This window comes from Glutamicibacter sp. MNS18, assembly GCF_026107515.2.
GTDB lineage: Bacteria > Actinomycetota > Actinomycetes > Actinomycetales > Micrococcaceae > Glutamicibacter.
In genome coordinates, this window is sequence record NZ_JAPCHW010000005.1 from 37,154 (window position 1) to 56,813 (window position 19,660).

A 19,660-nucleotide genomic window follows, 5' to 3' on the forward strand; every position below is an offset into this window, starting at 1 on the left:
GGCTTAGGCTTTCTGTTACCCGCATCACCTCCCGTTGCCTGAAGGAAACCCCATGAACCAACCGACTTGCCGCCGCCTGCGCGTCGAATACCTGTCGCAGCCGCTGGCGATCGCCACCGGCGCTCCCCGCTTCAGCTGGATTGCCGACCATGCCCAGACCGACTATCGGGTGGAAGTCCACGATGCGGCAGGGGAACTTTTCTGGGATTCGGGCCGGGTGGCCAGCCCGCAGACCGCGCTGGTCGAATACGCCGGGCGCACCCTGTCACCGGATGCCGACTACCACTGGAAGGTCACCAGCTGGTCGCGGCAGCAGCAGGCGGTGGGCACCTCCACCTTCGGCACTGCGGTGGACACGGATCGCTGGACGGCCTCCTGGATCGAGCCGGTGCAGCAGCCCACCACGCGCGAACGCTATTCCTTTGGCGAGGCCCTGCGCGGCGCGCAGCCGGCTACACCGCCCGCAGAGCGGTTGCGCCCGGTACGCCTGCTCCGCCAGCGGTTCGACCTGGCTGCCGCCCCGACCCGGGCCCGGTTCTATGCGACCGCTCGCGGCAGTTACACGGCATGGATCAACGGCGCCAGGGTCGGCCAGGAGGTCCTGGCCCCGGGATTCGATAGCTATTTCACCCGGTTGAGCGTGCAAGCCTACGATGTCACCGCGCTGCTGCAGGCCGGGAAGAACACCCTGGCCGCTGCCCTGGCCGACGGGTGGTGGGCGGGACGCATCGGGTTGACCGGCTCCAGCGCCCAGTTCGGTGAGCGCACCAGCATCACCTGGCAGCTGCACTTGCACTTCGCCGATGGCAGCTCGCGCATCATCACCTCCGACCGGACCGTGCGCAGCAGTGACGGCCCCTGGCGGTACGCGGACCTGTTCATCGGGGAACGATTCGATGCCAGGGAACTTGATCACGGCTGGAATCGGCCGGGGTTCGACGACTCGGGCTGGGAGCAGGTCGTGGACCGCGGTCCGGCCGGCCCCGGGCTGGTCCCCTTTGCCGGAGAACCCGTCCGCCGGGTCACCACGCTGGAGCCGGTGCGGATCCAACCCGAGCCGGGGGCCATGCTCGTGGATTTCGGGCAGGTCATCGCCGGGCGCCTGCGTCTGCAGCTGCGGGATGTGCCGGCCGGGGAACAGGTCACGGTGGAGCACAGCGAGACCCTGGCCGCCGATGGCAGCTGGTTCAGCAATATCACCGGCCCGAACAAGGATCAACGGGATGTCTTCATATCCGCGGGTGACGAGGTATTCGAATGGGAACCCGAATTCACCTTCCACGGCTTCCGTTACGCGCGGATCACCGGGATCGACACCCTGGACCGGGGTGAGGTGGTGGCCGTGGTGATCGCCAGCGACCTGGAACAAACCGGTTCGCTGCAGACCTCGGATACCAGGCTGAACCAGCTGCATTCGAATGTGGTGTGGAGCCAGCGCGGCAATTTCCTGTCGATTCCCACGGACTGCCCGCAGCGTGAACGCGCCGGATGGACCGGGGACATCCAGGTCTTCGCCCCGGCGGCGGCCAACAACGCCATGGTCGCCCCGTTCCTGTCCCGCTGGTTGCAGAACCTGCGGGCCGACCAGTTGCCCGATGGCCGGATCCCGATCATTTCACCGCGCTCGCCCTTTGATATCGAATCGGTGGATGAGGGCGGATTGGGGGCCATCGAAAGCGCCGCCGGGTGGAGCGATGCGGTGGCCATCGTGCCGTGGACCCTCTATGAACGCTACGGGGACATCCGTGTCCTTGAGGAGAACTATCCGGCTGTCAGGGCCTGGGTCCACTGGCAACGGGAGGAAGCGCTGCGCGGCGGGATCCCCGAACGGCTCGCCGGCGAACAGCTGAGCGCCCGGCAACGGGAGAACCACCGCCGGCTGCACAATACCGGGAGCCACTTCGGCGATTGGCTCACGCCCAGCACCTTCGAAACCGGGCTGCCGAAACACGAGGCCATTACCCTCTCCCCGAAGCTCACCTCCGAATACATCGCCCCCATGTTCCAGGTCCATTCGGCACGCCTCGCGGCCCGGATGGCCGGGGTGCTGGGTCTTGCCCAGGAACAGGAGGAACTGGCCGGCTATGCCGCCGGGGTGCAGCAGGCATTCGCCCAGGAGTACCTGGATGACCGGGGACGGCTGCCCCTGCCCTGGCAGGGCGTCCACGCCCTGGCCCTGGGGCTGGATATGGTTCCAGGGCACCTGCGCCAGGCTTGCGGCGATGAGCTGGCCCGGTTGGTGCGTGAACGTGGTAACCGCCTGGATACCGGATTCCTATCCACCCCGTACCTGCTGGATGCCCTCTGGGATACCGGGCACCGGGAGCTGGCCCGCCAGGTCTTCTGGCAGGACCAAACCCCATCCTGGTTCTATGCGGTGGACCAGGGGGCCACGAGCATCTGGGAATCCTGGGACTCGGTGGCCACCGACGGTACCGTGGGGCCGAGCTCGCTAAACCACTACGCCCTGGGGTGCGTGGATGACTGGATTTTCCGCCGGGTGGGCGGGGTCAGTCCCACCGTGCCGGCATGGCGCAGCGTACGGATCGAACCCGACTTCGACTTCGGGATCCAGCAGGCCGATGTGCGGGTGGACACCCCCGCCGGGCCGATCCGGGTGTCGTGGATCCTGGAGGACGGCCGCGCCGAAGTGGAGCTTGCCCTGCCCTGGGGAATCGATGCGGAATTCGTCGGCCCGACTGGACGATTCCCCATTCCTCCGGGCCTCAGCCGGCACCAGGTGCCACTGAAGGCCGCGGCTCCCGCACTGCGGTAGAACCAGTCTTTTGTTCGCAATACCTTTTCCCTCGCAAATCCCAGTTCATAGGAGAACTACCATGTCCCAAATCGATGCCCCGCCCGGGGCAAGTACCACATCGGTGCCGCACAAGAGGCCCGGTCTATGGTTTATTGCCGCCCTGACCCTGGCCGTGACCAGCACCCATGCGGCCTTGATGTCCAACGCGATCCTGACCTTGTCGCTGAAGGCCTCGGAGATCAGTGACGAAAGGGCCACCACAGTGCTGTCCGTGGTGGTGGGGGTCGGCAGCCTGTTCGCCCTGCTCGGATACCCGGTGATCGGCCGGCTGAGTGACTCGACCACCTCCCGCTGGGGACGGCGCCGTCCCTACCTGTTCGCGGGGATCGTGTTGCTCGGTGCCGGAGCCTACCTGAGTGTCAGTGCGGCCAGTACCGCGGTGCTCACCTGCGGATACGTGCTCACCACGCTGGGCGCGGTCTGCGCCCTGGTGGCCTGCTCCGCTGTCGTCCCGGACCAGTTCGCCGCCGAGCACCGTGGTCTTCCCTCGGCCGTCCTGGGGCTGGGGCTTCCCCTGGGGGCGTTGCTCGGCCTGTTCCTGGCCCAACTCGTCCAGCCCAACCTCGCCGCCATGTTCTTCGTCCCGGCCGCCGTGGCCATGCTCTGCCTGCTGGTCCTGGCCTTCTCCTTGCGGGACACCCGGTTGGAGAAGTCGTTGCGACCGGCCTTTTCCGCCAGGGAATTCATGGGGACCTTCTGGGTCAATCCCTTGCGCCACCCGGCCTTCGGCTGGGCGTGGTGGAGCCGTATGTTGATCTTCTTCGGGGTGGCCTCGGTCAACTCCTACCAGGCCTTCTACCTGATCATGGTCCACGGAATCGATCCGGCCGTGGTGGGATCCTCCATCTTCGCCGCCTCCATCCTGTCCACCGGGCTTTCTCTGCTGTTCGCCCCGTTGCTGGCCAAGTGGTCGGACCTGGTCGGGCGGCGCAAGCCCTTTGTCATCGGTTCGGCCGTGGTGTTCGCCATCGGCCTGGCGGTGATCGCCACCGCGAACAGCTACCCGATGTTCCTGCTGGCGGTCGCCATTATGGGGATCGGCCAAGGAGTGTACTTCGCAGTGGACATGGCACTGGTGATCGATGTGCTGCCGGATCCGAAGACCCATGCCAAGGACCTGGGCATCATGAACCTTGCCATGTCCCTGCCATCCTCGGTGGTTCCGGCCGTGGCCCCGGCGCTGCTGGCGATCGGTGCCTCCGCGGCGAACCCGCAGAATTTCGCCGCCCTGTTCCTGGCCGGAACGATCGCCGCCGTGCTCGGTGCGTTATGCATCGTGCCCATCCGGTCGGTGAAATAACAGCAAGGAAGCCCACGGCCCTGCCCCGCACTACATGTGGGGCAGGGCCGTGGTGCCCGTGGGGATTCGTGAAGTCCCTGAAGCCGGAGAGAAACGGGAGGTCAGCATTTGTGAAGGGAATATCCGTGCTGCCTTTCCTCGGTCGGCCGGCCAATAATATGACCCGGATGGACTGGCTACCCCAACCCGGCCTTCGATGCGCAGCCGTCCGTTACGATCCGGCCTGGCGCAAACCGCTGAGGTTATCCGGCCTGCGGGTGATGTGCCGGTATCCCGGGTGTGTGTCGTCGCCCTGCGGTGTGGTTCAATGATCGTGTCCAAGTCCATGGAACGTAAGCGGGGACTATGCAGCTGATCGAGTTGGTGCCGTTCCTGTTCGGGTTGCTGTTCCTGTCCCTCACCGCCCAGTGCCTCATCGGGCCGATGCAACGCCGAACGTTGCGCCGCAACGGAGCGATCGGGATCCGCACCCGCCATACGCAGGCCTCGGACGATGCCTGGGTCGCAGGGCATGCCGCCGCAGTCCCGGCCACCCGGCGTGCCGCAAACAGCGGCTGGGCGCTGCTGGCCGCCGCAATCCTCGCCGCCCTGGTGGTCACCCCGATCGCTGGTTTTGCCGTGGCCGGCGCCGGGTACCTGCTGGTTCTATGCTGGCTGTTCGTTGCCGCTCACCACGCCAACCGGGCCGCACAGGAGGTCACCACCGGGTAGTCAAGAGGTGTACGACAGGGGATATTCTCCCCCGGAAACATGCGGAAGTGCCGCAGATCATAACTGATTGGTAAACATCAATCGAAAGGATGACTCCAACGGTCGGTGCAGGCTACTAGACTGGCTTTCGCCCTTGTTTCGTTGTGCCGTAAAACGGAGCGCGCAGCTATGCAGGGGTAGACGCTAGCGAGGACTAACCACATGCTTCTGAAGCTCATCCTGAGACACTCCAAACCATATACAGGGTGGATCATTGCAGTATTCGTACTGCAACTGGCGACCACGATTGCCACCCTGATGCTGCCCAGCCTGAATGCCAGGATCATCGATGTCGGTGTGGTCAACACCGATATCGACTACATCTGGCGTACCGGCGGGATCATGCTGGGGGTCGCCTTCATCCAGGTGGCCACCGCCATCGCCGCTGTGTACTTCGGTGCCAAGACCGCGATGAGCCTGGGGCGCGACATCCGCCAGGCCGTGTTCGAACAGGTCTCCACCTTCTCCGCCCAGGACGTGAACAAGTTCGGCGCAGCCACCCTGATCACCCGTGGCACCAACGACGTGCAACAGGTCCAGATGCTGACCCTGATGGCGTTGAACTTCATGATCACCGCCCCGATCATGTCCATCGGCGGCGTGATCATGGCGATCCGCGAGGATCCCGGCCTGTCCTGGCTGGTCTGGGTTTCGGTGCCGGTGGTGCTGGTCGTGGTGGGCATCCTGGTCATCAAGTTGATGCCGCTGTTCCGCCAGATGCAGACCCGCATCGACGGGATCAACGGGGTGTTGCGCGAGCAAATCACCGGTATCCGCGTCGTTCGTGCCTTCGTGCGTGAAGGTCACGAAACCGAACGCTACGGCGAGGCGAACCAGAAGCTGACCAACCTGGGTATCAGGGTCGGTAACCTCTTTGTGCTGATGTTCCCGGCGATCTCCATGATCCTTCACCTGTCCACCGCCGCCGTGCTGTGGTTCGGTGGGCACCGGGTGGATAACAACCAGGTGGAAGTCGGCGCACTGACCGCGTTCCTGCAGTACCTGCTGCAGATCCTCATGGCTGTCATGATGGGTACCTTCATGGCCATGATGGTGCCCCGCGCCATGGTCTCCGCCGACCGTATCGGCGAGGTCCTGGATACCGAGCCGAGCATGACCGAGGCCGAGGAACGCGACACCCAGCTGCCTACCCCGGGCACCGTGGAGTTCCGCAACGTCACCTTCGGCTACCCAGGTGCCGAGGCACCGGTGCTGAACAACCTGTCCTTCACTGCCGAACCCGGGCAGGTCACCGCGATCATCGGGTCGACCGGTTCGGGCAAGACCACCTTGCTGAACCTGATTCCACGGCTCTACGACGTGACTCGCGGCCAGATCCTCATCGGCGGGGTGCCGGTGGACGAATTGGGGCGCGACACGATCTCCAGGAACATCTCGGCCGTACCGCAGCGTCCGTACCTGTTCTCCGGAACCATCGCCAGCAACCTGCGCTTCGGTGCGCAGAATGCCAGCGAGGAGGAACTCTGGGAGGCGCTGCGCATCGCGCAGGCCGAGGATTTCGTCACCGAACGCGAGGACCAGCTGGAATCCCGGATCTCCCAGGGTGGTACCAACGTCTCGGGCGGCCAGCGCCAGCGCCTGTGCATTGCCCGTGCCTTGGCCGCCAAGCCGCGGACCTACCTCTTTGATGATTCCTTCTCCGCACTGGACGTGGCCACGGACGCGAAACTTCGTGCCGCCCTGGCCGAACCGACCAAGGACGCCGCGGTGATCATCGTGGCACAGCGTGTTTCCACCATCACCCAGGCAGACCAGATCCTGGTCTTGGACCATGGGCAGATCGTGGCGCGTGGTACCCACGAGGAACTGCTGGAGACCTCGGAGACCTACCAAGAAATCGTTTCATCACAGCTCAGCGCGGAGGAGGTGGCTTAAATGCGTGGTAAGTCAAAGAAAAACACCGCTCCCGTGGTGGACACCGATGTGGATCTCGAGGAAATCGACGAATTCGCGGTAGCCGCCGCCGGAGACACCTGGGAAGAAGCCCCGGTGCGTAAGGCCCAGCACTTCTGGCCATCGGCCAAGCGCCTGGTCGGGCTGCTCTCGCCCTACAAACTGGGCATGATCCTCGTCTTCGCCATGATCGGCATCTACGTGGTGCTCTCGGTGATCGCCCCGCGGGTGCTGGGCCGTGCCATGGACGTGATCTTCGCCGGCCTGATCGGGCGCAACCTGCCCGAGGGAACCCCTGCGGAACTGTTGATCGAGCAGTTGCGGGCCTCGGGCCAGGATACGCAGGCCGATATGCTCTCGCGCATCGATTTCGTGCCCGGTCAGGGAATCGACTTCACCCAGCTCTCGCGCTACATCCTGATCGTGCTGTCCATGTACTTCGTGGCCTCGATCTTCATGTGGCTTTCGGGCTGGCTGCTGAACAAGCTGGTCATGCGCGTGGTGCACAAGCTGCGCAAGGACGTCGAGGACAAGATCAACGCGCTGCCGTTGAACTACTTCGATACCCGTCAGCGAGGAGACATCCTCTCCCGCGTCACCAACGACGTGGACAACATCCAAAATGCGCTGCAGCAGGCCCTGAGCCAGCTGGTGCAGTCGGCGTTGAGCGTGATCGGCATCGTCATCATGATGTTCGTGGTCTCCTGGCAGCTGGCACTGATCGCGCTGGTGGCCCTGCCGCTGTCCGCGGTGGCCGCAGGCATCATCGGAACCCGGGCGCAGAAGATGTTCACCGCCCAGTGGAAGAACACCGGCGCGCTGAACGGGCAGATCGAGGAATCCTTCTCCGGCCACGACCTGATGAAGGTCTTCGGCCGCGAGGACGACATGGTCGAACGTTTCACCCAGCGCAACGACGAACTCTACAAGGCCAGCTTCGGCGCCCAGTTCGTCTCGGGCATGATCATGCCGGTCATGAACTTCATTTCCTACCTGTCCTATGTGGGCATCGCGGTAGTCGGCGGCCTGCGGGTGGCCTCCGGTGGCATGACCCTGGGAGACGCCACGGCGTTCATCCAGTACTCGCGCGAGTTCACCCAGCCACTGGCGCAGATGGCCGGCCTGGCGAATATGCTGCAGTCCGGTGTGGCCTCGGCCGAACGCACCTTTGAGCTGCTGGATGCCGAGGAGCAGGATCCGGAAGATGCCCGCCAGCAGCTGCCCGAGCGCACCGACGGGCATGTGTCCTTCGAGAACGTGAGCTTCTCCTACACCCCGGACAAGCCGCTGATCGAGAACCTGTCCTTCGACGCGGACCCGGGACACACCGTGGCCATTGTCGGGCCTACCGGCGCGGGCAAGACCACGCTGGTGAACCTGGTGATGCGTTTCTACGAGCTGAACTCCGGACGGATCATGCTGGACAATGTGGATATCACCCATCTGTCCCGCGCCGATCTGCGCTCCAAGGTCGGCATGGTGTTGCAGGATGCCTGGCTGTTCGGTGGGACCATCATGGAGAACATCCGTTATGGTCGTCTGGATGCCACGGACGAGGAGGTCATCGAGGCCGCCAAGGCGACCTTCGTGGACCGCTTCGTGCGGGCCCTGCCCGAGGGCTACGACACGATCATCGACGAGGAGGGCACCAACGTCTCGGCCGGTGAAAAGCAGTTGATCACCATCGCCCGGGCGTTCGTGGCCAATCCGTCGCTGCTGATCCTGGATGAGGCCACCAGCTCGGTGGATACCCGTACCGAACTGCTGGTGCAGCACGCCATGGCGGCGCTGCGCACCGACCGTACCAGCTTCGTGATCGCCCACCGGCTGTCCACCATCCGTGATGCCGATACCATCCTGGTGATGGAATCCGGGCGGATCGTGGAACAGGGCAATCACGAGCAGTTGTTGGCCCGCCAAGGTGCCTACTTCCGGCTGTACCAGTCGCAGTTCTCCGGTCCGGCCGAGGATGTGGATGCCAATCCGGATACCTCCGCGGTACCGGCTGCGACCGGAGGGATCCCGGTGGCGGAGATCCCGGGTCCGGATGCCGAGGCATCAACCGAATAGTTCCGGATATAACGACAATGCCGTGGTCGGTGGGAAGCACTCCCAGGCCACGGCTTTGTTGTTCACGGGCCCATAATTCAGGGGTACTGTACTCGCCTAAACGGAGCAACCGAATCGTGCCTTATAGGTGTCAGCCGCAATTAGTTTCATCTCGTTGCGCACTAGACGTAGCCGTATTATCGAGCTTTTCGACCCGAGTTCCGTTTCTCCGGCACCTCAAGAGTTGGCATTGCGCGAAGTATGAACTTGTCAAAGTGCGGGACGGTAAACGCGGCATACCCATGCTCAGGGGTATAGAGCAAGCCCATATTGATTAGTTCGGCGCGTGTAGGAGCGAGATTCTCAGATGTTCTCCCCATTTGAGCGGCCACGTCGCTAGCCTTCTGTGGCTGGGGACCTAAACCTCCCATCGCCCTCAAATAGGCGCTTTGCAATGGAGTTGCCCGGTCAAGACGCACTCTGAAGAAAGAAGCATCTAATTTCGCGACGTACGCAGGTTCGGCCTCTTGTACAACCTGCTTCGTCACTGGTGAGGTTTCCGCAACTGACCAAATCGCTGAACCTAGTTCTTGAATGAAATACGGGTAACCGCCCGTGATTTCTTCGGCAAGGGCCAGAGCCTCAGGCGTAAACTCGACGTTCTCCTCGCTCGCGGGACGACTAATGGCTGTCTGTGCGTCCTGAGAGTTCAAGACACCGATTTGAGGGAACTTGAATAGGCGTTCGGCGTAAGACTTGGCATCCCCTGCCAGCTCAGCAATCTGAGGCAACCCCGCTCCCACCAAAGTTACGGGGAGGGTGCGTTGAACAGTTTTGTGTATCGCTGTTATCAAGGCTTCCAGCTGAGGGCGTTGTAGGAACTGGATCTCGTCGATTAGGAAAACTATGCCCCGGTCACGGGTACTTGCGGCTTCCCCGATAGCCAAGACCAATTCGGTCAAGTCCATGGATAGAACATGAGAATCGGCTGAGCCATCAGCTGCTTCTACATCGAGACTGGCTGATACGCTCCCTGAGGGATCAAACGTAAAACTGAATGATTTCAATACGCTTGCGGCTCTTCGCAAGCGATCGTCCCAGCGGGCTTTCGGGGACAATTCGAATAGTGCTGAACGAATCTTAAAGAACAGGTCGCGTCGAAATGCGTCTTCTTCATGTTTGGAAGCCTCGATTTCAACGGTAACCCAGTTAGCTGCTAGGGCTTTAGAACGGAATTGGCCCAGCAGTACCGTCTTCCCGACTCCGCGAAGGCCTGTGATGATCATCGACTGTTCGGTTCGGCCTCTAACGAGTCGAGCCAATAGTAAGTCGAAATTCGCCAGCTGATCATCTCTTCCAACGACAATTGGTGGTTTCGCTCCAGCATTCGGAGTATAAGGGTTCAGAAGTGGGTCCATGACTTCAGTTTATAATTCTTAGGCTACTTTATCTAGAACAAATAAACCTACCTAAGATTCATAAGGATGCGCGAAAACCGTGGTTAGCGGGGATCGGACTTTCGGTCATGACTATCTGATTGGCAAGTTGAAGGCTGCCCATGAAGCACGAAGACCGTGGATAGTAAGGACTACGTAGTTCTACTTGGGGCCTGCTATGTGTAATTGGTGGTGACCTGCCTGGGGGCGTGGTCTTGCACCCGGATGAGGACGGCTCCGCGCAACGCGTTCCGTACCTGATGCGTGTGCGAAATGACGATATTGCCGACCGGATTCGCGAGATTCGACATGGTGGAACCGGATACACGCGCACCGGGATGATTCCACGTTTTTCGTTGGCCGGAACGCAATCCAAGTTCGCCTTGGCCAGGCATGGTGAGAGGCTGTTCTGGTCGGATTCGGTGACCCCGTCAACTCATATCCTGAAGCCCGAAAGCCTGGCGCATACCGGTTTGGAACAGATCGAGGCAGCTACCCTGGATCTGGCCCGGCGGGCCGGGGTGCGGGCAGCCGTAGCCCGGCAGGAGACCTTTGCCGGTGATTCATGCTTTGTTATCGAGCGTTTCGACCGCCTACCAGGACCGGACGGTCTGGTGGCCCGATTGCATGCCGAGGATATGACCCAGGCCCTCGGGCGCCCGGCCTGTGAGAAATACTCGATCCATGCCCAAGGCATCGTTGCCCTGCTCAGGAAGCAGCCGCAGCCGGAGAAGCTGCTCGAGGCGTTCCTGAAACTATTCGCTTTCAACGTCCTGATCGGCAATTCGGACGCCCACGCCGAGAACTATTCGGTGCTCCATACGGCCACTCGAATCGAGATCAGCCCGCTCTACGATGCCATTCCCATGGGCATGTTCCCCGAATACGACCAGTCGTTGTCAATGCCGGTGGGCCGGGCCGGCCAAGCAAAGCATGTGGGGGCGGAATCCTGGGACAGCGAGGCCCGAAACTGCAGAGTGGACCCCGCCTTGCTACGTGGGTTGGTGGCATCGGTTGCCCGGGGGATTCTTGAGCACCTGGATGACACCCTGGGTGCCGTACCGCATCCGAGGGCGACCGGCCGGGCTCTGTGACTCGATTCGTGGGAAGGCCGAACGCCAGCTGCTGCCCTGAACGGTACGCCACCAGGCGGACGCTACCCGATGAGGTGGAACGGGCCTTCGGCGTGAACCAGCACTTCCTGGCCGGGTTGGTGGATCCGGTTGGTGCGGCACAGCAGGGTCGGGGCCGGAGAACCGTTCGATCCGGCCAGCTGCACCCGGGTGAGCTGGTCGTGGCCGAAGTACTGTTGGGTGATCACCGTGGCCGGATGCCCCGTGCCGTCACCGGTTTCCAGCTGGAGTTGCTCGGGACGGACCATGACCTGCACCGGCCCGTCAGTAGCCCGGGAGTCGGCTACCGGTAGCAAGCCCAACCGGGTCTGCACCAGCTGCCCGCTTTGGGAGCCGTCAAGGAAATTGGCCTCGCCAACGAACTCGGCCACCCAGCGGTCGCGCGGTGCGGTATAGATCTGGTGGGGTGTCCCGCTCTGGACAAGCCGTCCTTCATGGAGGATGGCCACATGATCCCCCAACGACAGCGCCTCGGCCTGGTCGTGGGTGATCAGGATGGCGGCCACCGAGCTGCGGGACAGCACCTCGCTGACCTCCTCGCGCACCTGCTGGCGCAGTGCGGCATCCAGCGCGCTGAACGGCTCATCCAACAGCACCAGGTCGGGGTGCGGGGCCAGCGCCCGGGCCAACGCCACGCGCTGCTGCTGGCCGCCGGACAGCTGGTGCGGCATCCGGTCGGCCAACGCCTCCAACCGCACCAGGGCCAGCAGTTCGCGGACCCGTGGGTGGGCCGCGGCGGCCTTGCGGGTCCGCGGCCCGCGGATGCCGTACGCGATGTTCGCGGCCACCGACAGGTGGGGGAACAGGGCGCCATCCTGCGGGACCAGCCCGATACGCCGGGCCTCGGGGCGCAGGCCGGTGATGTCCCGGCCGTTGAGCCGGATGTTTCCGGCATCGGCCCGGTGCAGCCCGGCTATCACCCGCAACAGCGTGGTCTTGCCGCTGCCCGACGGGCCGAGCACGGCCAGCAGTTCGCCGGGGGCCACCGTCAACGAGATGTCCTGAAGTACCGGCTGGCCGGGGATGTGGCTGGCCGTGATTGCGTGTAGCTGCATACTCATTCCGTTTTAACACTCCTACTGAGCCACCAGGCCGGGAGCAACCCGACGAGGATCAACAGGATACCAATGGGGGCGGCGGCACCGTAGGCTCCCAGCGTGGTCTTGCCCCACAACTCGGTGGCCAGCGTGGAGACACCGATCGGCCGCAACATCAAGGTGGCGGGCAGTTCCTTGAAGACCGAGACCAGGACCAGCAGCCAGCCGGAGGCGATCCCCGGCCAGGCCCCGCGCAGGGTGACCGAGACCCAGGTGGAGAACGCCGAACGGCCCAGGGTGCGGGAGACATCCTCGGTCTGCACCGGGATGAGGTCGAAGGCGCTGCGCGAGGAACCGATGGACTTGGGCACGAACAGCACGACATAACAGGCCAGCAGCACCGCGGTGCTCTGGTAGGCGCCGGGACCGAGCAGCAGGGCCAGACTGACCAGGGCCAAGGCCACCACCACCCCGGGCAGGGCGTCGCCCAGGAAAGAGAGCGACTCGAGCAGGTTCACCACCCTGCTGCGGTAGCGCGAGGCCAGGTAAGCGATGGGCAGGGCCACTGCCACAGTGATGCTGGCGGCTACCGCGCCGAGTGCCAGGGTGCTGGCGGTCGCCTCGAGCAGCCGGGCCCAATCGGCCGCGTAGCGTACCGAATCGGCCATCCGCAGCAGCAAAGCCAGCACCGGGAACCCGATGGCGGCAAAAGCCACTGCGCCCAGGGCCAGCTGGACCACGATCGCCGTGAAGCTCGGAAGCCGGCGGGTCCCGTAGCTGCCGGTGCGTGCCGAGCGGGCCGGGTTGCCGGTGCGATGGCGCAAGGCCCGCTCACCGCTGACGCACGCCAGGGCCACCGCCGCCAAGAGCAGGGCCAGGGACGCGGCGGCGGTGCGGTTCAACCCGCCGGTGAACAGACCGTATACCCCGGTGGTCAGGGTCTCGAAGCGCAGCATGGCCGGGGCGCCGAAGTCCGAGAGCGTATAGAGCACCACCAGCAGTGTCCCGGCCAGTGCGGCCGGCAGGATCTGCGGCAGGGTCACCGTGATGAGGGTATGGATCGGTCCGCGTCCCAGAGTCCGTGCCACATCCACCAGCGATTTGTCGGCCAGCACCAGTGCACCCAGGGTCGGGATCGTCACCAGTGGAACGGTGGTCAGGATCATCACCGCGCACAGCGGCCAGAAGCCGTGGATTCCGGGCCAGGTGGCCAGCCAGGCGAAGGCGGCCACATAGGAGGGAACCGCCAACGGCAGGCAGGCCAGGATCCACCACAGGCGGCGGGCCGGCAGCCGGTACTGCACGATCACCCACGCGGTGAGCACCCCCAGGATGAAGCAACCTGCGGCTACCACCGAGCACAACGCCAGCGTATTGCCCAGCAGGTGCAGGGTCCGGGGACGCAGCAAGGTGGTGGTGAACGCCTCGAATCCGGTTCCCGAGGCCCGGAGGACCAGCTGGATCAGCGGCAGGACGGTGGCCAGTGCCACCAGGGCGGCTAGTGACAACAGCACCGTAGGGGGACGTCGTCTGGACGTCCCCCTACGGTGCCGGCTGATGGTGGTGCTCAGAGCAGCCCCACCTCGGTGATCAGCTCAACGGTCTGCTCCAGCGAGGACAGGTCCGACAGGTTGATATCGGGTCCGCCCAGCTCGGACAGCGGCGGAACCCCGGCGGGGCCGGGCATTCCGTCAACCAGCGAGTATTCGGCGGTCTGCTCCACGAAGAAGGTCTGCGCATGCTCCGAGAGCATGAACTTCACGAACTCCATGGCCTCGGGGCTCTCGGCAGCGTTCTGCAGGATCCCCACCCCGGTGACGTTGACCAGTGCCGAGACCGAGCCGGGATCCCCGAACTTCAGCTGTGCGCGCAGGGTGGTCGGGTCCTGTTCCGAACGGGCCCAGTAGTAGTGGTTGATCAGCCCCAGGCCGATGGCACCGTTGTTCACGGCTTCCAGGATCTCGCCGTTGCGGGCAAAGGCCTGGGCGTCGTTGGCCTTCAGCCCTTCCAGCCATTCGCGGGCCCGTTCCTCGCCTTCCTCGACGCGCAGTGCGGTCACGAAGGACTGGAAGGAGGCGTTGCTGGGCGCGAACCCGATCTGTCCGCGGTACTGCTCATCCAGCAGGTCGAAGACATCTCCCGGGACCTGGTCCTGGGAGTAGGTTTCGCTGTCGAAGGCGATGACCCGGGCCCGGCCGGTCAGACCCACCCACGAGCCATCGGCCGAGGTGTAGTCCTCGGCTACCAGCGAGGTGACGTCCTCGGGCAGGGTGCTGAACAGGTCCTCGGCGCTTACCGCGCCCAGGGCACCGGCGTCCTGGGCGAGGAAGACCTGGGCCGGGGTGCGGCTGCCCTCTTCCAGCAGCTGGGCGGCCAGCTCGGTGGTGCCCGAGTAGCGCACCCGCACCTCGATGCCGCTGGCTTCCTCGAACTGCTCGATGAGCGGGTCCACCAGTTCGGCGTCCCGGCCCGAGTAGACCACCAGGCTTCCGGTCCCGGTGCCGTTATCGGTGTCGGCTTCACCGGAAGTACCCGGCGATCCGGAGCAGGCGCTCAGCAGCAGGGTGGCGGCCAGCAGCGATCCGGTCAGGGTGAGGGACTTCTTGCGTTGAGGTGGCATTGAATTCTTTCTGGGCGTGCGCGAGTGATGGATTGTGTCGACTTAGATAAGGCTATCCTTGGCCTGAAGGGGGGTGAATCCCTAGAATTGGGGAAATGTTCAGTATCGCCACGAAACGAACGGACCGTTACAGATGACACATGAAGTCCTGGTCGTCGATGACCACACGGTGTTCGCCGAGTTGTTGCAGCTGGCGTTGAACGACTCCGAGGGCATCAGCTGTCGGCTGACGGCGCGCAGTGTCGCCGAGGCGGTGGCGGTGGCCGCCCGACATGAGTTCTCGGTGGCCATCATCGATGTCCAGCTACCCGACGGCAGCGGAATCGACGTGGTGTCCCGGTTGCGTGAACTCCGCCCCGAGGCCCGGTACATCATGCTCACCGCCCATCCGCGCGACCAGTTGGCCAGGGCTGCCCTGGCCGCCGGGGCCTGCGGCTTCCTTACCAAGAACGGCAGCCTGCGCGAAGTGGTCCAGGCGGTGCGCCACGCCAGCACCAAGCAGCCGGTCCTGACCGGCAACCTGGTGAGGGTCGAGGATGCCGGCCGTCCGCTCACCCCGCGGGAGCAGGAGGTGCTCGAACTGCTGGGGGCCGGGCTTGGAGCCCAGCAGATCACCGAAAGCCTGGGACTGTCCCTGCATACGGTGCGTGACCACATCAAGTCCATCCTGGCCAAGCTCAACTGCCGATCCCAGCTGGATGCCGTGGCCAAGGCGCGGCGGCTTGGCCTGCTCGTCTCCGTGGCCTAGATGGCAACGAAGAACCGGGAGCGGATCGACTCCGCGGTACGTCGGATCCTTGGCTGGTACCTGGCTACCACCGCTATCGTGCTGGTTCTGGTGCTCGGCGCGGTGGTGATCGCCGATTGGAAGCTCACGCGCCAGGATGCGGACAGGGTAGCCGAATCGGTAGCCCGCCACCTGGCCGCCTCGGTCACCGAAACCGTCTCCACCACCGATTTCGGTGACCCGGAGCAGATCGACCGGCAACGGCTGCTGGCGGACCTGCAGGGCTATTTCGATTCAGGGATGGTCATGCGCCTCAAGGTGTGGAAGGTGGAAGGCGAATCGGTGCTGGTGGTCTTCTCCGACGAGGCCCGCCTTGAGGGGGAGAGCCGTACCTTCTCCCGGGAACTGGCAGAACGGTTGGATGCCGGGGAAGCGGTGGTGCTCCCGGTCCCGGATGATATCGAGCACCGTTTCGAATACGGGACACCGGAGGAACTGCGTGAGACCTTCATCGGTTTCACCGACCGTGCAGGAAACGCCATGCGCCTGGAGGTGTACACCCCGGTCTACGCCCGGGAGATGACCGAACGCTCCCTGGCCCTGCAGCTGCCGATCATGTTCGGCGGACTGCTGTTGCTCGCGCTGGTCCTAGTCCCGTTGACCATGACGCTGTTCCGCCGTCTGCACGCACTGTCCGCCGAACGCCATGATGCGCTGGCCTACGCCGAGACGGCCCGGGACGAGGAACGCCGGCAGTTGGCCCGCCGATTGCACGACGGGGTGATCCAGGACCTTGCCGGAGCGGCCATGGTGCTGCAGTCCGCGGCGGACAAGGCAGCCACTGAACAAGTGGATCCGGAGCTGTTGCGGTGCCTTGCCGGCATTCTGGGTGAGGACAATCGCCAGCTGCGCTCCCTGCTCAGCGAGTTCTACGACATCCACGTCACAGGCCAGACCCTGCAACAGGCGCTGGAGGAGGTGGCCACCAGGTTGGCCACCGGGGATGTGGAGATCACGCTGCAGACGCAGTTGGAGGCGACTCCGGGTGACGAGACGGCGGCCATCCTCTACCGGGCGGCCCGGGAGTTCCTGCGCAATGCGCTGGCCCACGCCCGCCCACGCCGGATCGGGGTCCGGGTGACCACCGATAAAACCGGTACCCGACTGGAGGTGGTTGACGACGGTGGGGGATTCACCCCGCATCAACGCGACAGGGCGGGGCATATCGGATTGGCATTGGTGGAGTATTCGGTGACTACCGCTGGTGGGCGCATGGAGGTGCAGAGCGCCCCAGGCCAGGGCACCACGGTGACGGTGTGCTTGCCGCAGGTAAGTAGGTGACCTGCCGGCCCCGGGTGAGTCGGGCACGGGATTGAAGGACAACCAGTGCCCGATCAGGCTATATGCCTGAATCAATATGTATGCGCTGGGCGCTGGTGGAGGGACCACAGGGTGGTCGGCGGGATGATTTATCAATTCTTTATCGAAAAAGGACAGATCAGACCCTAAGCTGGCAGTGGGGTTCCAGTCACTTCAATGTGAAAGGCACATCACTATGGCTAACTCATCATCACCCACCATGACCTCCCGACTCCTGGCCGAATTCCTCGGCACCTTTGTTCTGGTCTTCGGCGGTTGCGGTTCGGCGATCTTCGCTGCCAAGGTCGTTGCGGACGACTCCATCAACATGGGCATCGGCTTCCTTGGGGTTGCACTGGCCTTCGGCCTGACCGTACTGGTCATGGTCTACGCTGTCGGGCACATTTCCGGCGGTCACTTCAATCCGGCCGTGACCTTCGGTGCGGCCATTGCCGGCCGGGTCGAGTGGAAAGCCGTTCCCGCCTATTGGATCACCCAGGTCATTGCCGGTTCCGCCGCCGGTGGCGTGCTCTTTGCGATTGCCAGCGGCAAGGACGGTTTCAACGCCGTTGAATCGGGGTTCGCCTCCAACGGGTTCGCCGAGCGCTCGCCGGATGGCTACTCGCTGCTTGCGGTACTTATTGCCGAAATCGTACTGACCGCGATCTTCCTCTACGTCATCCTCGGATCGACCGATACCCGTGCGCCGCAGGGCTTTGCGGGCATTTCGATCGGCCTGAGCCTGACACTGATCCACCTGATCTCGATCCCGATTTCCAACACCTCCGTCAACCCGGCCCGCTCCCTGGGTGTGGCATGGTTTGCCGGTCCCGAGGCACTGGGACAGGTCTGGGTGTTCATCGTGGCCCCGTTGGTGGGCGCGGCGATCGCCGGTATCAGCTATGGCAAGTTCTTCCCCGAGATGGTCACCGCCGCTGCGAAGGGCTGATCGGCCCCGAGGGTGGGGCGGGGTGCGGGTTCGTGTCCCGGCCTTGCCCTGGTCCGTGGGCATACGGGACCTCAGTCATGAAAGCGCTGGTCATTGCGTAAATGGATGGCCATGGGCGATACTCAAGGCAGTGGATGAGACATTCGGGTCATCTGCCTGTTGACCGCTCGGCAGGTCTTGACCGGCCAAGTCTTCCTGAAAGGCCCATCCATGCCCACGCAATTCCCGCACGCCATGCCTCGCATGCTCACCGTCCTGGGCCTTTCGGCCGTACTGGTGATGGGCAACCTCCCGGCCTCCACCGCCGCCTCGACCCCCGCCGGGATCACCACGGCCGTACAGGTGCAGGCGAATAAGAAAACCGTGACCAAGGTGAAGACCACGGCCAACCTGAATATGCGCACGGGCGCGGGTACCGGCCACAAGGTGGTACTCACCATTCGGAAGGGCAAGACCCTCAGCGTCTCGGCCACGGCCTCCAACGGCTGGTACAAGGTGGGCTATTCGGGCAAGACCGGGTGGGTATCCAACAAGTACGTGACCGTGGTCGCCAGCAGTACCCCGAAGAAGACCGTAACCAAGAAACCCGCACCGAAGAATGCCACCAAGACCGTGACGTTGTGGGTGAAGGCCACCTCCACCGTGAACGTGCGCAAAGGAAGCAGCACCAGTAACGCCGTGGTGACGAAACTGGCGAAGGGCAAGACCGCCAAGGCCACCAGCCAGGCAGCCAATGGCTGGTACAGGGTCACCGTGGGCGGCAAAACCGGGTGGGTATCCAACACGTACGTCACCACCTGCTCCAAGGGCTGCGAGGTGGACACTGGCAAGTACACCAGCAATCGCGCCGGGCTGACCGACCGCTACTTCACCAGGTCCAACGGTGCGGATATCTATGCCTCGGTTGGTGGACAGCGGCGCATTAGCGACATCCCGAAGAACTCGATCGTCTACCGTGACGCCAAATGGGAAAAAGACGCCGGGCAGGTTTCCGGCTGGTATTTCGTGCGCACCCAGGGCATCAGCGGCTGGATGAAATCCTCCGATCTGAAACGCAGTAGCAACGCCGGCACCAAGAACACCAAGGGGTACACCCGCGCCCAGGTGCTCAAGCAGAAGAACGGCCAGATTTCCAGCTCGATGCTGGTCGCCATCCCGTGGGATACCGAAAAGACATTAATCGCCGCTCCCGCGTTAGCGGATCTGACCAGGTTGAACACCGCCTTCAAGAAGAAATTCGGCAAGAACCTGGACATCGATCTGGCGTACCGGACCCTGGATACCCAGAAATACTACTACCGTGATCTGGGGCCGTTCATCGCGGCGAAGCCTGGTACCTCGAACCACGGCTGGGGTCTGGCCATCGATGTGCCGGAGACTTACGATTACTCCTTCCGCGGCAAGTACTACAAGTGGCTGAAAGCCAATGCGCACAAATACAACTGGGTGCACCGTGCATACCTGGAGGAATACCGTGCCAATGGCACCCGTAACCCCTATGCTGAAGCCTGGCATTTCGAATACGTGGGCAAGTAGTAGCGCGGTCTACGTAACCCCCATGGGGCCAT

General features: G+C 63.6%; 14 protein-coding genes. 10 read left to right on the forward strand and 4 right to left on the reverse strand.

The annotated features are described in order from the left end of the window. Positions 1 to 52 precede the first annotated feature (52 nt). The 5 genes from OK351_RS07920 to OK351_RS07940 all read left to right on the forward strand — a co-directional run bounded on the left by OK351_RS07920 (position 53) and on the right by OK351_RS07940 (position 8,852). Positions 53 to 2,776: an alpha-L-rhamnosidase gene (locus OK351_RS07920; protein ID WP_265157641.1), complete on the forward strand. Its 2,724-nt coding sequence runs from the start codon at positions 53 to 55 to the stop codon at positions 2,774 to 2,776. Positions 2,777 to 2,837: 61 nt separating this feature from the next. After that, complete coding sequence (locus OK351_RS07925) at positions 2,838 to 4,118, forward strand: MFS transporter (protein ID WP_265157643.1); 1,281 nt, start codon at positions 2,838 to 2,840, stop codon at positions 4,116 to 4,118. A gap of 345 nt (positions 4,119 to 4,463) precedes the next feature. Further along, complete coding sequence (locus OK351_RS07930) at positions 4,464 to 4,829, forward strand: SdpI family protein (protein ID WP_265157645.1); 366 nt, start codon at positions 4,464 to 4,466, stop codon at positions 4,827 to 4,829. 201 nt (positions 4,830 to 5,030) lie between these two features. Next, positions 5,031 to 6,764 (forward strand): ABC transporter ATP-binding protein, encoded by a 1,734-nt coding sequence (locus OK351_RS07935; RefSeq protein WP_265157647.1) that lies wholly within the window; start codon positions 5,031 to 5,033, stop codon positions 6,762 to 6,764. Then, a complete protein-coding gene (locus OK351_RS07940) occupies positions 6,765 to 8,852 on the forward strand; it encodes an ABC transporter ATP-binding protein (protein ID WP_265157649.1) in 2,088 nt (695 codons plus the stop codon). A gap of 176 nt (positions 8,853 to 9,028) precedes the next feature. On the opposite strand, the gene OK351_RS07945 is transcribed toward OK351_RS07940, so the two are convergent. Beyond that, on the reverse strand, positions 9,029 to 10,249 hold the full coding sequence (locus OK351_RS07945) for an ATP-binding protein (RefSeq protein ID WP_265157651.1): 1,221 nt from the start codon (positions 10,247 to 10,249) through the stop codon (positions 9,029 to 9,031). A 227-nt stretch (positions 10,250 to 10,476) separates the two neighbouring features. On the opposite strand from OK351_RS07945, the gene OK351_RS07950 reads away from it, so the two are divergent. Then, positions 10,477 to 11,361 (forward strand): HipA domain-containing protein, encoded by an 885-nt coding sequence (locus OK351_RS07950; protein WP_265157653.1) that lies wholly within the window; start codon positions 10,477 to 10,479, stop codon positions 11,359 to 11,361. Between the two features lie 62 nt (positions 11,362 to 11,423). Here OK351_RS07950 and OK351_RS07955 read toward each other — a convergent pair whose 3' ends face one another. From OK351_RS07955 to OK351_RS07965, 3 genes are read right to left on the reverse strand one after another with little or no spacing between them, the layout of a single operon-like run. Then, positions 11,424 to 12,455: an ABC transporter ATP-binding protein gene (locus OK351_RS07955; RefSeq protein ID WP_265157655.1), complete on the reverse strand. Its 1,032-nt coding sequence runs from the start codon at positions 12,453 to 12,455 to the stop codon at positions 11,424 to 11,426. A gap of 2 nt (positions 12,456 to 12,457) precedes the next feature. Then, complete coding sequence (locus OK351_RS07960) at positions 12,458 to 13,945, reverse strand: ABC transporter permease (RefSeq protein ID WP_265157657.1); 1,488 nt, start codon at positions 13,943 to 13,945, stop codon at positions 12,458 to 12,460. 59 nt (positions 13,946 to 14,004) lie between these two features. After that, on the reverse strand, positions 14,005 to 15,057 hold the full coding sequence (locus OK351_RS07965; protein ID WP_265157659.1) for an iron ABC transporter substrate-binding protein: 1,053 nt from the start codon (positions 15,055 to 15,057) through the stop codon (positions 14,005 to 14,007). A gap of 133 nt (positions 15,058 to 15,190) precedes the next feature. Here OK351_RS07965 and OK351_RS07970 point away from each other — a divergent pair, with 133 nt between their 5' ends. The 4 genes from OK351_RS07970 (at position 15,191) to OK351_RS07985 (ending at position 19,628) form a co-directional block, all read left to right on the forward strand. Next, positions 15,191 to 15,805 (forward strand): response regulator transcription factor, encoded by a 615-nt coding sequence (locus OK351_RS07970; RefSeq protein ID WP_265157661.1) that lies wholly within the window; start codon positions 15,191 to 15,193, stop codon positions 15,803 to 15,805. Then, positions 15,806 to 17,125 carry a sensor histidine kinase gene (locus OK351_RS07975; RefSeq protein ID WP_265157663.1) on the forward strand — a complete coding sequence of 440 codons (1,320 nt, stop codon included), beginning with the start codon at positions 15,806 to 15,808 and terminating at the stop codon, positions 17,123 to 17,125. 214 nt (positions 17,126 to 17,339) lie between these two features. Continuing rightward, positions 17,340 to 18,092 carry an aquaporin Z gene (gene aqpZ / locus OK351_RS07980; protein ID WP_265157665.1) on the forward strand — a complete coding sequence of 251 codons (753 nt, stop codon included), beginning with the start codon at positions 17,340 to 17,342 and terminating at the stop codon, positions 18,090 to 18,092. A 210-nt stretch (positions 18,093 to 18,302) separates the two neighbouring features. Next, positions 18,303 to 19,628: an SH3 domain-containing protein gene (locus tag OK351_RS07985; protein ID WP_265157668.1), complete on the forward strand. Its 1,326-nt coding sequence runs from the start codon at positions 18,303 to 18,305 to the stop codon at positions 19,626 to 19,628. Positions 19,629 to 19,660 lie beyond the last annotated feature (32 nt).